This window comes from Pseudorhodoferax sp. Leaf267 (genome assembly GCF_001422405.1).
Lineage (GTDB): Bacteria > Pseudomonadota > Gammaproteobacteria > Burkholderiales > Burkholderiaceae_C > Pseudorhodoferax.
In genome coordinates this window covers 220,183-232,392 of record NZ_LMMV01000027.1, presented here as the reverse complement: position 1 = coordinate 232,392, position 12,210 = coordinate 220,183, and the positions used below count along the sequence as shown (strand labels likewise).

Sequence of the window (12,210 nt, the reverse complement as noted above, 5' to 3'; positions counted from 1 at the left end):
TGTCCCGTTCGAAAAAGGAGCTTTCACATGCGGCAAGCCTCAGATCTTGCTCAGCGCATCGCGTTCGGCAACGCCGACGACGCCGAGACCCATGGCGCCGGTCGGGTCATCGGCTTCGCCGATCGGACGCAGGGCTCTGCAGCCGGCCTGCGGCATGTTGCCGCTCGACGCGACCAGGACGGCCTTGTGGATCAAATGGTTCGCGCATCCAGCGTGCCAACCCAACGTGGAGCCCAAGCCGCTCAGCGAAAGGCGCGCCATGTCCATCCTCGTGCGCCCGGCCAGCGCGTCCAGGATCGAGTTCTCGATCCGCGCAGACTGCGCAACCGAGGCCAGCTTGGGCCAGACCCCGCGACTGCATGGCGACTTGTGATCTGGGGCGCAGGCTTGCACCACCGCGCCATCGGGGTCGAGCCGGCCTGCGTCCTGATGTGGCAGCAGGAGCCGGTCGGCTTCGCGCATGACTTCCTGCATCCTTCCTCGTGGTCCACCACCCAGGAGTGCCATCTGCAGGGACCTCTGTCGCAAGGAGCCCGCCGCAGGCGGGCAGGCTGCGGCCGCGCCGCTGGCTACACCAACGCAGCCACCGGATAGCGCCGCCATTCAGGCTCGGCATGGCGCCGGCCATGGGCGAAGACGAACCCGAGCACGGCTTGCGGGTCGGACAGCAGTTCCGGATGCGCCGCCTTCCAGGCGTCGAATGCCTGGCGCAGCGCCGGCTCTTCGGCCAGCATCTCCAGGGCCGTGTCCTCGAACGCGTAGGCCGAGATGGAAGCCTGCTTCCTTTCCAGCACGCTGTTGAAGAAGCCCCAGCGAAAGAAGCTGTCGTGCGCTTCGGGCTCCAGCGTCTCGACCGCGTAGCGGGCGCCGGGCTGGTCGAGCCGTACCAGCACGTCGCCCGCGCGTGCCTGGAGGGCCTCGGTGTGCGTGCTCAGCACCACCCGGTCATGGAACATGTGTCCTTCGTAGGCGGTGGGGCGCGTGCCGACCTCCACCACGCGGTACACCCGTGCGGCATCGAATACCTGGTCGGCCTGCAGGCGCTGCAGCGCGACGCCGTTCCACGCCAGCCGCTCGATCACTTCGCGCCAGGCCTGGGGCACCAGGTAGGCGGTGGGCGCGGTCACCACCTGTTCCTCGACGCAGCGGTCGAAGTGGACGATGTCTTTCTCCCACGGCTGGCTGCGGTCATAGGCGAGCCGCTGGTAGTTGCCCAGCCGGCTCGGCGTGCGCACTGCAGCAAAGCCCTGGAAGCGCAGGCTGGCCGGCCGCGCATGGTCGTTGCGCCAGCGCAGCGGCCATTGCGTGCGGCGCGCGGCATCCGCCCGCGCATCGCGCCGCAGTTGCTGGATGCGCCCTGCATGTGCCACGCTGAAGTCCAGCACCACCTCGACCAGCGTGCGCATCGCGGCCACGCGGTCGGCGAAGGGCTTGAGCATGTGGGTCTCGGGCATGAAGCCGATGGTGTGGTGCAGCGCCGCGTAGCCGGTTGAAAAGCGCGGCAGGTCCAGGAAGTCCTCGATGCCGTCGTCCGGCGTTTCGGCCAGCAGGTTGACGTAGGGGCAGGTGGGCCAGCCGCGCTGCTGCATGTCGCCGTAGATCGCAGGCAGCATGTGCTCGCGCAGGAAGTCGCCCAGGCCGCCGCCCAGCTTGTCGGGCTGGGTCGGGATCAGGGTCATGGTGCAGGCGTAGTCGGCACCGTTGGATGTGTGTGTGTCGACCATGACCGCCGGGTCCCATTCGGTGAAGAAGCGGTTGAACACCTGGGCGGCCAGGCTGTCGCATTTGATGAAGTCGCGGTTCAGGTCGAGGTGCCGGCCGTTGCCCCGAAAGCCGAACGACTCGGGGCCGAGCTGGTTCGCGCGCGAGGTGGACTGGCGGTTCACGCAGCCGTCGACGTTGTAGACCGGGATGAACAGGAACACCGTGTCGCCGAGCGCTGCCAGCCGCCCGGGCTGCAGGCAGAAATCACGCACCAGCGCCATGCACGCATCGATGCCTTCGGGCTCGCCGGGATGGATGCCGTTGTTGTTGAAGAACACCGGGCGCCCTTGCGCGCGCAAGCTGCCAAGGTCGAACACGCCATCGGCCGAGACCAGGCCCGCGTGCAGCGGCAGCCCGGTGTCGGACGTGCCGATCTGCCACCACCGCAGCACCCCCGGGAATTGCGCGGCCAGCCGCTCGTAGAAGGCGATGCATGCGGCCCAGGTGGTGGTCTGGTTGCCATTGCCGCATTCGAAGGGCGTGCGGTGGGCGAGGCTGGTGGGGTGCGTCATGCGGTTCTTCTCGGATGCGAGGCCAAAAACTGTATCGCAGCCCTGCATGCTCCCCACTGCCGCAGGATCGTCCCCATCCCCGTCCCTCACCGGGGCGCTGGAGCAAGTCAGCCCTGCGCCACGGCCTGCTGCATGGCATCCAGCAGCGTCGCCGGGTCCTGCGCCCCCGACACCGCCAGCTTGCGGTCGAAGATGAAAAAGGGCACGCCGCTGATGCCCATGCGGCGCGCCTCCTGGTCGGCCTGGGCCACGGCGTCGCGAGCGGCGGGGTCTTCGATGTAGGCGCGCGCAGCGGCTGCATCGAGGCCGGCCTGGGCCGCGATGTCGGCCAGCACGTCGAGGTCGCCGATGAAGCGGTTCTCGATGAAGTAGGCCTGCAGCAGCCGCTCCTTCACGGCGCTGCCGTCGGCGCCATCTTGCTGGGCGAACGCCAGCAGCGCGTGCGCGGCCAGCGTGTTGGGCTGGCGTGTGATGCCGTCGATGTTGAGTTCCAGGCCCACGCTGCGCCCGGCCGCGCGCACGCGCTCGTAAATGGCGGCCGCACGCTGCGGGCCGCCGAATTTCTCTTCGAGGTAGGCCTTGCGGTCGATGCCCTCGGCCGGCAGGTCGGGGTTGAGCTGGAAGGCGTGCCAGCGGATCTGCACCGGAGGCAGGCCCGCGGCCTCGGGGCTGGCCAGCGCGGCTTCGAGCTTGCGCTTGCCGATGTAGCACCAGGGGCAGACGACATCGGAGACGACGTCGATGGTCAGTGTGTGCATGTCATTTCGCCTGTCTGTGATGCCAACCGATGAACTGCGGCGCAACGCGCGCGACGACGGGGCCGTCGAAATCCCAGGACATGCAGCCGCCCATGAAGAACGGCGGCACGGTCAGTGCGGCCTCGGGCTCGCCGCGCTGCTGGCGCAGGTGGTCGCGGTAGCCGCCCAGGGTCTGGAACGCGGCCGTGGCGGTGCCGAACAGCAGCTCGCGCAGATGCGTGCAGCCGCGCGTGCTGCCGATCGCCTCGTCCAGGGCCTTGCGCCAGCCGCGGCCCAGCGTGGCGCCGATCAGCTGGCGCACGGGCGCCTCGGCCTGCGGGCATTCCTCGAACGGCGTGGCACGCATGGAGGCATGGATGTCGACGACGGTCATGGCGTCGTCGATGGTCACGCGCACCTCCATGTCGTGCACCGGGTCGCCGGCAAGGCGCACGCGGCCCAGGCGCGTGGTCTGGTCGTAGGCCTTGGTGTCGCGCAAATGGCCTTCGATGTCCCACAGCCCGTCCTCGCGGTGGTAGCCGTGGTATTCGATGCGGCGCGTGTGTGCTTGGATGCGCGGGGCGGGAGGGGGCAGGGGCATGGCAGAAATTCTAGGAGTGCAGGATTGGCCCTGCTCGAGCAGGCGCTGTGCCGGGGACACCCGTGCGACAGAGCACTACGGTTTGCGGGCGAGCAGGAACAGCAGCGAGCCGCTGGCCGCAGTCAATGCCAGCACCGTGAAGCCAGCGCGGTAGTTGCCCGTCAGGTCCACCAGCACGCCGGCCACCAGCGGGCCGGCGACCTGCCCGATGGCGATGATCAGCGTGGACAGGCCCAGGATCATGCCGATGGCGTTGCGGCCGAAGTAGTCGGCGCGGATGGCCTGCATCAGCGGCCCGCGCAGCCCCCAGGCCGCGCCGTGCAGCACGGCAAAGGCCACCACCATGGTTGTGTGGTGGCCGTAGGTCAGCAGCAGCAGCGCCAGGCCGTGGGCCAGCATGCAGCCGGCCGAGAGGTAGCGCTTGTCGTAGCGGTCGCCGATCAGCCAGCCCAGCGCCACGCCGCCCAGCTGTGCACCGGTCAGCACCGTGATCACCAGCGCGGCCTGCGCCACGCTGTAGCCCAGGCCCTCCTTCATGTGGCTGATGGCATGCACGTTGACGGCCGTGACCACCAGCAGCGCGAAGCCGTGGCCCAGGCCCAGCAGCCAGAAGGCGCGCGTGCGCAGCGCCTCGCGCGCCGTGAACTCGCGCTGCGGCGGGGCGGCTGGCGCTTCGCCCACGGCGGGCGCCGGCGCGGGCGGCACGCCGTCCACGGTCTCGCCATGGTCCTCGGGCCGGCTGCGGAAGATGCCGGCCAGCGGCCAGCCGATCACGATGGCGGCCACGCCCGAGGCGAAGGCCGTGAAGCGCCAGCCGTTGGCCAGCAGCGACCATGCGACCACGGGCACGAACAGGCCGCCCATGGCCATGCCCAGGTTCATGGCCGACAGCGCGCGCGCCCGCTTGCGCGCGAACCAGCGGATCACCGCCACGTTGATCGGGAAGTAGCCCGACAGGCTGGTGCCCACCGCGATCACGGCCACGGCCATGTAGAAGCCGGCGATGCTGTCGATGCGGCTGAGCAGCATGAAGCCGCAGCCGAAGGCCACGACGCCGGCGCGGATCATGGCGCGCGGGCCGAAGCGGTCCACCACCCAGCCCAGCACCGGCCCCAGCAGCGCCGATTCGGCCGACTGCATGGCGGCCGCGCCGGACAGCGCGGTCTTGCTCCAGCCGCGTTCTTCCGACAGCACGGCGACGTAGGCGCCGAAGGCCTGTTGCAGCAGCATGGCCTGCAGGAACTGCAGGCCGCCACCGGCGCCGACCATGCGCCAGCCGTGGAACACCTTCATGCCGCGGCCGCGCAGGCCCCGGGGGCCGCACCTGGGCGGTGCGTGGCGGCGGGGCGGTGGGCGGGCTTGGGCTGGTGCATGGGCGATGGTGGCGCGTGACTTGCTTGGATCGGTTCCCCGAGGGAGCCGCCATTAGACTCGCGCCGAACCCGGCCCCACAACCCGCCGCTGCATTTGTACTGCCCCGATCGCCATGAGCATGTTTGACCCCGAAGCGCTGGAATGCCTGGCCGCCATCGTGGAGGAGGGCGGTTTCGAGCGCGCGGCCCAGCGCCTGCACATCACGCAGTCGGCCGTCTCGCAACGCCTGAGCGCGCTGGAGGCGCAGGTCGGCACGGTGCTCATCGTGCGCCGCCGCCCGCTGAGCGCCACGCCGACCGGCCTGCTGCTGCTCAAGCACACGCGCCAGCTGCGGCTGCTGCGCGCCGACCTGGAGCGCGACATGCAGGAGCTGGCGCCCAGTGCGCTGGGCAAGGCGCGCGACGAGGAGCGCATCTCGATTGCCGTAAATGCCGACAGCATCGCCACCTGGGCCATGGGTGCGCTGAACGGTCTGGTGGCGCAGGGCCTGCCGGTCGAAGTCATCGCCGACGACCAGGACTTCACGCAGGAGTGGCTGCGCGAGGGCAAGGTGCTGGGCTGCGTGACCACGCTGGCGCATGCGATCCGCGGCTGCCGCGTGCAGGCGCTGGGCGCGATGCGCTATGTCGCGGTCGCCACGCCGGCCCTGGCGCACGAGCAGCTCGGCGGCCAGCTGACGGCCTACAACTTCCAGCGCGTGCCCTTCGTCGCGTTCAACCGCAAGGACGACATGCAGTGCGAGTTCGTCGCGTCCTGGCTGGGCCTGCAGCGCGTGTCGCTGCGCCAGCTGTTCGTGCCGAGCTCGGAGGGCCAGGTGCGCGCCGTGCTGGCCGGCTGGGGCATCAGCGTCGTGCCCGAGGTGCTGGTGCGCGGGCTGCTCGCGCAGGGCAAGCTGGTCGATGTGGCGCCCGGCCATGCGCTGCCGATCGCGCTGTACTGGCACTGCTGGAACCTGCAGTCCGAGGTGTTGGACAGCCTGAGCGCCGCACTGACGCAGACCGCCCAGGCAGTGCTGGGCTGAAGCGCCGCAGGCTATTCGCCGCGCAACGTGGCGCGCAGCGTCTCGGCCTTGACCGGATCGAACTTGCCCACCACGCGGGCCAGCACGTCACCGCGGCGGTTCACGACCATCACGTACGGGCGCTCCGTGCCCGACAGGCCTGCCGAGCGCACGAAGGCCGAGCGGTCGGTGAACACGGGCGCCACGATGGTCTTGGCCGCGTCGGTCGCGTAGTGGGCGAGCAGCCGCGCCTCGATCTCGCTGCGGCCAGCGTCGCTGCCCGGGTCGTTGACCACCGGGATGCGCAGCCAGCGGATCGATGGGTCCGAGCCCAGCTGCATGCCCTGGATCCAGCTCTCCACGTCGGGCCGCTGGTCGCGGTGGAAGCTGATCAGGGCCAGCGTGCGGTCCGACGCCAGGCCGCCGGGCAGGGCCAGCGGGCGCTGGTCCAGGAACTTGGCCTGCAGCGTGGGCAGTCGCCCCATCACGCTCGATTCCGTCGGCGCGGCCACTGCCAGGAACAGCGCCAGCGCCACAGCGGCGAACCATGCCAGGGTGTTCGACCAGACGTTCTTCATACGGCGGCTCCTGGGATGACGGGGAATGACGCCACAAGATAACCGGCGGGCGACAACCCCAGAATCCGCAGGTGAATACAAGACGTAAGCGGCGCCACAGGGTGCTGCAAAGTGGTCATACCTCCACCAGCAGGCGAGACCGGTAGCCCAACTGCTCGCCTTTGCCCGCGTAGCCCAGCGGGTTGGCCACCACGCGGCAGCCGCGGTGCACGTAGTCGCTGGGCGCGTGCAGATGGCCGTGCAGCCAGACCTGGGCCAGCGACAGCAGGTCGTCCAGCGCATTGCAAAAGCCCGCGGTGCCCGGCGTGAGGCCGTAGCGCGGGTCGGCGCTGTGCAGGCTGGGCGCGAAATGCGTCACGACGACCGTCTTGCCCTCGAACGGCGTGGCCAGCGCGGCGCGCAGCCAGCGCTGGCAGTTCAGTGCCTCCTCGCGCACGCCGGCGGCCAGCCATTCCTGGCCGCCGCGCGTGGTGCCCGTGCGGCGCAGGTAGTGGTCCGCCGCGCGGAAGGCCTTGTGCCGCGCCTTGAGCTGCTCGGCCAGCGAGAACGCCTTGCCCTGGGCGGCAGGCCCCAGCGCATCGAAGTCTGCCCACAGCGTCGTGCCGACGAACCGCACCGCGCCGCCGTCGGCGGCCGCGCCGGGGAAGGCGAGCACCTGGCGGTCCAGCCAGACGATGCCCAGACGGTCGCAGCTCGCGCGCAGCCGGGCGTGGCCGGCGTCCACGTCCAGCGCGTCGTACTCGTGGTTGCCCGGTACGTAGTAGACGGGCGTCGGCCAGCCCGCGCCGGCCGGCAAGGGGGAAAAGCGGGCCAGGCCGAAGTCCGTATCGCGCAGTTGCGAGCCCGGCTGGTAGGAGCCGATGTCGCCGGCCAGCACCAGCGCATCGGCGCCAGGCAAAGGCTCCGGCGAGAAGTCAGTGTGCACTTCCAGGTGCAGATCGGACAAAAGTTGGATTTTCATGAGGGCGGTTCGGGGGGTGCAAGGTTATGCGCGAACGGTATGGGCCTGTCCTTGTAATCCTAGGGATAACCCTTATTCTTCGTTCACCTTAGCTTTTTGGACCGCCCACGCGGTTGTTTGTATGTTGATCGTTTCCTGGTTCACCCGTCTGTTTCCCGGGTGGACTGCCGCCTCCGCAGAACCTGCAGCCCACAGCGTGGCGACGAGCCTGCTGCAGAGCGCGACTTCCCTGGCGGGCACCGACCCGCATGAAGCGCAGCAACTGCGCAACGCCGCCCAGGCGTGGCTGAGCGTCGTCCGCTGACCCTGCTCAGCCCATCCCGGCCTGTTCGGCCGCCCGCATGACGGCCTGGCGCAGCCACTGGTGATCGCTCTGCAGGTCCATGCGACGGTGCCACAGCGCCTCGACATGGACTTCGGCCACCTGGAACGGCAACTCGCGGAACACCAGCTGCTCGGCGATGCCGGTGGCGTCGATGAATTTGCGCGGCAGCACCGTCAGCAGATTCGAGTTGGCCACCACGCGGCCCGCCGTGAAGAACTGGTTCACCGTCAGCACGACCCGGCGCTCGCGCTTGAGCAACGCCAGTGATTCGTCGATGAAGCCATACGGCCGGCCCGAAAAGCTGACCAGCAGATGGCGCGCGTTGCAGAACTTGTCCAGCGTGAACGCGCCCTGGGCCAAGGGATGGTCCTTGCGCATCACGCAGACATAGGTGCCGTCGTACAGCCGCTGGTGCTCGAACGGAATCGCCTTGCCCACCTGGGCGCGCGCCGTCAGGTCGGCCAGCACGGCCGGGAAGAAGCCCACGGCCAGCTCGGCCTGCTCGTCGTCCAGCAAGCGGCGCGGGTCCCGCGTCAGCAGCGGCACGACACGCAGCGAAACGCCCGGCGCCTCGTTTTCCACGATGTCGATCAGGCCCGGCACCAGCATCGCCGCCGTCGCGTCGGCCATGGCCAGCACGAAAGTGTTGTCGGCCGACAACGGATCGAAGGCGCTGGGCGCCAGGGACGCCTGCAATTGCCGCAACGCCTCGCGGACAGCCGGCCACAGCGCCATGGCACGTGGCGTGGGCTCGATGCCCTGGCCGCTGCGCTGCACCAGCTCGTCGCCCAGCGCGTCGCGCAGGCGTTGCATGGCGTTGCTGACGGCCGGCTGCGTCAGAGACAGGTTGCGTGCGGCGCGGGTCAGGCTGCGTTCGGCCAGCACTTCGTCGAAAACACGCAACAGATTGAGATCGAGCGTTCGGAAGTTCGGCGGTGACATGGTGTCCTGGAGGCTGTGGAGCGTGAAAAACTGAGCAAGGAACTCTATTCATCACTCCTGTGAATGTCCAGCATCATCAATATAAATTTGAAGATACCTAGGGTGAACCCTAATATTCGACCCATGCCGCACTAGTCGCGGTTTTTTAAAAGGATTCCAAATGACCAGTTTTGTCCATGTTGACTACCCCCAGGAACATCCTGGTGTCGCCCGCGCCGAGGCCGCTTTCGCTGCCGCCGGCCGCCTGAGCCAGGGTTTCGACGGCGCGCGCGGCATTGCTGCGCTGCTGCTCGCCGCCGTGGTGTCGCTGCTGATCGTGCTCGCCGACCGCCTGGTCGACACGGGCAGCGGCCTGCTCGCCGCCTGGATGATGCTGTGGGTCGTGGCTTTCGCCGCCCTGGCCTTGTTCGCCACGCCCGCACGCCGTGTGGCCAACCTGGTGATGAAGGGCCTGGACGCCTGGTCCGCCAGCATCGCCGACGCCCGCGCCGACCAGCGCCTGTGGGCAACGGCACGTGCCGATTCCCGCGTGATGGCCGACCTGCAAGCCGCGATCGCCCGCAGCGACGCACAGCCCCCGCGCATCGCCGCCGCGCTGGCCGCCGCGAAGGCACCGGCCGTGGAACGTGTGAGCCTGCGTACGTTGATGGCCGGCTGGCGCCGTGACATCCAGCGTGCACGTGCCGACATCGCGCTGCTGCAAGCCGCCGATGCCGACCACCGCGTGATGGCCGACCTGCGTGCCGCTGCGACCCGCGCAGAGTCCGTGCCGGCCCAGACGCAGACTCTGCTGCGCGCCGACCAGACCGCAGCCCTGCGCGACGCGGCCCACAACCTGGGCGCACGCCGCAGCTACTACTTCTGAGCGTCTGACACGCTAGCCCGGTCTCGCACCCGGGCCCCCACTCCAGGCCACCCCAGCGGTGGCCTTTTTTGTGGGCGTGTGTTGCGCACAGGCGCACGCCTGCGTGGCGCGCGCCCACAAAAAAGCCGCCTCGCGGCGGCTCTCGAGGGGCGAGGGCGCTCAGGCGGCCAGGCGGCTTTCGATCTGCTGCTTGATCTGGGCCATTTCCTTGGGCAGGTTGTAAGCCAATTGCGTGAACAGCTCTTCGTGCAGCTTGAGCTCGGCCTGCCAGGCGGCCTTGTCGATGCTGGTCACGGTCTTGAACTGCTCGGCGCTGAAATCGAGGCCCGTCCAGTTCAGCTCTTCGTACGTGGGGCTCACGCCGAACACATGCTCGACGCCCTGGGCCTTGCCTTCGATGCGGTCGATCATCCACTTCAGCACGCGCATGTTCTCGCCGTAACCGGGCCAGACGAACTTGCCGTCGGCGCCCTTGCGGAACCAGTTGGTGGTGTAGATCGCCGGCAGCGTCGCACCGGACTGGGCCAGCTTCTCGCCCAGGCTCAGCCAGTGCTGGAAGTAGTCGCTCATGTTGTAGCCCATGAACGGCAGCATCGCGAACGGGTCGCGGCGCACCACGCCCTGCTGGCCAGCGGCCGCGGCCGTGGTCTCACTGCCCATGGTGGCGGCCATGTAGACGCCTTCGGTCCAGTTGCGCGCTTCGGTCACCAGCGGCACGGTGGTCGAACGGCGGCCACCGAAGATGAAGGCGTCGATCTTCACGCCCTTGGGGTCGTCCCAGGCTTCGTCCAGCGCCGGGTTGTTGGTGGCGGCCACCGTGAAACGCGCGTTCGGGTGGGCGGCCTTGGCCCCCGTTTCCTTGGCGATCTGCGGCGTCCAGTCCTTGCCTTGCCAGTCGATCAGGTGCGCGGGCAGGGCCTTGCCGGCCACGTCGTCTTCCATGCCTTCCCACCAGACGTCGCCGTCGTCGGTCAGCGCGACGTTGGTGAAGATCACGTTCTTGTCCAGGCTGCGCATGCAGTTGGGGTTGGTCTTGAAGTTCGTGCCCGGGGCCACGCCGAAGTAGCCGGCCTCCGGGTTGATCGCGCGCAGCGAGCCGTCGGCCTGGGGCTTGATCCAGGCGATGTCGTCGCCGATGGTCGTGACCTTCCAGCCTTCGAAGCCGGTTGGCGGCACCAGCATCGAGAAGTTGGTCTTGCCGCAGGCGCTCGGGAACGCGGCGGCCACGTGGTACTTCTGGCCATCGGGCTTGGTCACGCCCAGGATCAGCATGTGCTCGGCCAGCCAGCCCTGGTCGCGGCCCATGGTGGAGGCGATGCGCAGCGCGAAGCACTTCTTGCCCAGGAGCGCGTTGCCGCCGTAGCCGGAGCCGTAGGACCAGATTTCGCGCGTCTCGGGGTAGTGCACGATGTACTTGGTCTTGTTGCAGGGCCACTTCACGTCGGCCTGGCCCTCTGCCAGCGGCGCGCCCACGGTGTGCACGCAAGGCACGAAGTCACCGTCCACGCCCAGCACGTCGTACACGGCCTTGCCCATGCGCGTCATGGTCTTCATGTTCACGGCGACATAGGGGCTGTCGGACAGCTCGATGCCGATGTGCGCAATGGGCGAGCCCAGCGGGCCCATGCTGAAAGGCACCACGTACATGGTGCGGCCCTTCATGGAGCCCTTGAACAGCGCGTTGTCGCCGGTCTGCAGCAGCTTGCGCATCTCGGCCGGTTCGGTCCAGTTGTTGGTCGGGCCGGCGTCTTCCTTCTTCGCGCTGCAGATGAAGGTGCGGTCTTCCACGCGCGCCACGTCCGACGGGTCGGACAGGGCCAGGAAGGAGTTCGGGCGCTTGGCCGGGTTCAGCTTGGTGAAGGTGCCGGCGTCCACCAGCTGCTGGCACAGGCGGGCGTATTCCTCGTCGCTGCCGTCGCACCAATAGATGTCGGCAGGCTGGGTCAGTGCGGCGATGTCGGCGATCCAGGCGATCAGCCTGGCGTTCTTGACATAAGCGGGGGGGGAGATGGTCAGGCCCTGCATCGCGGGTGCGTTCATCGGAAAACTCCTAAGTTGAAAATCGTCTTTCTCAAGAGAGATGGCCGCGCGGGCCGCGCAAAACCTTGGGGAAAACGACTGTCTGCAGGCCGACGGGCGCTGCCGCAAGGCCGGTCGGGGAGGCCATTCTAGGGATGGGCCGCGATGCGGATGACGCTTCTGCGACGAAAACCATGCAAAAGACGCATGAGGTTATGTGCCCTTGGATGGTGCGCCGGCCACGCCGCGACGGGCCCTGGAACCGGCCGATCCACTAAAAAACGAGGGGGAAACGAGGGCGCAGGAGCCGCGCCCGGGGACAACGTGCAGGCCGCGTTGCACGGCCTGCGTGAGCGAATGGTCAGGCCATCGACACGGCGATGAACGCCAGCAGGAACATCAGCACGCCACCGACGATGGGCAGCACGATGGGAATCAGCGGCACGACGGCTTCCACGGGATCGAGGTCGTGGGCGGCAGGTTCGTGCGAAGCGTGGGGCGCGGACATGGTGGTTCCTTGGTTCTCGAATGT

The 12,210-nt window shown here is 68.6% G+C and carries 13 protein-coding genes; 3 read left to right on the top strand and 10 right to left on the bottom strand.

The window, feature by feature from the left end; all coding sequences use genetic code 11:
* Nucleotides 1–39 precede the first annotated feature (39 nt).
* From ASF43_RS29240 to ASF43_RS29220, 5 genes are all read right to left on the bottom strand, one after another.
* On the bottom strand, nt 40–462 hold the full coding sequence (locus ASF43_RS29240) for a hypothetical protein (protein WP_235578408.1): 423 nt from the start codon (nt 460–462) through the stop codon (nt 40–42).
* A gap of 107 nt (nt 463–569) precedes the next feature.
* Nucleotides 570–2,276, bottom strand: coding sequence for a M14 family zinc carboxypeptidase (locus tag ASF43_RS29235; protein ID WP_056189745.1), 1,707 nt, complete (start codon nt 2,274–2,276; stop codon nt 570–572).
* A 107-nt stretch (nt 2,277–2,383) separates the two neighbouring features.
* A complete protein-coding gene (locus tag ASF43_RS29230; RefSeq protein WP_056189743.1) occupies nt 2,384–3,034 on the bottom strand; it encodes a DsbA family oxidoreductase in 651 nt (216 codons plus the stop codon).
* 1 nt (nt 3,035) lies between these two features.
* Nucleotides 3,036–3,614 carry a DUF2889 domain-containing protein gene (locus ASF43_RS29225; protein WP_082498249.1) on the bottom strand — a complete coding sequence of 193 codons (579 nt, stop codon included), beginning with the start codon at nt 3,612–3,614 and terminating at the stop codon, nt 3,036–3,038.
* Nucleotides 3,615–3,689: 75 nt separating this feature from the next.
* On the bottom strand, nt 3,690–4,907 hold the full coding sequence (locus ASF43_RS29220; RefSeq protein ID WP_056189741.1) for an MFS transporter: 1,218 nt from the start codon (nt 4,905–4,907) through the stop codon (nt 3,690–3,692).
* A 193-nt stretch (nt 4,908–5,100) separates the two neighbouring features.
* On the opposite strand from ASF43_RS29220, the gene ASF43_RS29215 reads away from it, so the two are divergent.
* Nucleotides 5,101–6,009: a LysR family transcriptional regulator ArgP gene (locus tag ASF43_RS29215; RefSeq protein WP_056189738.1), complete on the top strand. Its 909-nt coding sequence runs from the start codon at nt 5,101–5,103 to the stop codon at nt 6,007–6,009.
* 11 nt (nt 6,010–6,020) lie between these two features.
* Here ASF43_RS29215 and ASF43_RS29210 read toward each other — a convergent pair whose 3' ends face one another.
* Nucleotides 6,021–6,566: a hypothetical protein gene (locus ASF43_RS29210; RefSeq protein WP_056189735.1), complete on the bottom strand. Its 546-nt coding sequence runs from the start codon at nt 6,564–6,566 to the stop codon at nt 6,021–6,023.
* Nucleotides 6,567–6,681: 115 nt separating this feature from the next.
* The gene (locus ASF43_RS29205) at nt 6,682–7,527 is read right to left on the bottom strand and encodes a metallophosphoesterase (protein WP_056189734.1); all 846 of its coding nucleotides are present in this window, start codon (nt 7,525–7,527) and stop codon (nt 6,682–6,684) included.
* 121 nt (nt 7,528–7,648) lie between these two features.
* Between ASF43_RS29205 and ASF43_RS31125 the strand changes: the two genes are divergently transcribed.
* Nucleotides 7,649–7,831 (top strand): hypothetical protein, encoded by a 183-nt coding sequence (locus ASF43_RS31125; protein WP_156373576.1) that lies wholly within the window; start codon nt 7,649–7,651, stop codon nt 7,829–7,831.
* A 6-nt stretch (nt 7,832–7,837) separates the two neighbouring features.
* Here ASF43_RS31125 and ASF43_RS29200 read toward each other — a convergent pair whose 3' ends face one another.
* Nucleotides 7,838–8,794 (bottom strand): LysR family transcriptional regulator, encoded by a 957-nt coding sequence (locus ASF43_RS29200; RefSeq protein ID WP_056189729.1) that lies wholly within the window; start codon nt 8,792–8,794, stop codon nt 7,838–7,840.
* Between the two features lie 160 nt (nt 8,795–8,954).
* On the opposite strand from ASF43_RS29200, the gene ASF43_RS32390 reads away from it, so the two are divergent.
* The gene (locus ASF43_RS32390; protein ID WP_369803364.1) at nt 8,955–9,659 is read left to right on the top strand and encodes a hypothetical protein; all 705 of its coding nucleotides are present in this window, start codon (nt 8,955–8,957) and stop codon (nt 9,657–9,659) included.
* A gap of 159 nt (nt 9,660–9,818) precedes the next feature.
* Here ASF43_RS32390 and ASF43_RS29190 read toward each other — a convergent pair whose 3' ends face one another.
* Both ASF43_RS29190 and ASF43_RS31480 read right to left on the bottom strand, forming a co-directional pair.
* Nucleotides 9,819–11,699 carry a phosphoenolpyruvate carboxykinase (GTP) gene (locus tag ASF43_RS29190; RefSeq protein ID WP_056189726.1) on the bottom strand — a complete coding sequence of 627 codons (1,881 nt, stop codon included), beginning with the start codon at nt 11,697–11,699 and terminating at the stop codon, nt 9,819–9,821.
* A gap of 340 nt (nt 11,700–12,039) precedes the next feature.
* Nucleotides 12,040–12,186 (bottom strand): hypothetical protein, encoded by a 147-nt coding sequence (locus tag ASF43_RS31480; RefSeq protein WP_200932631.1) that lies wholly within the window; start codon nt 12,184–12,186, stop codon nt 12,040–12,042.
* Between the last annotated feature and the right edge of the window lie 24 nt (nt 12,187–12,210).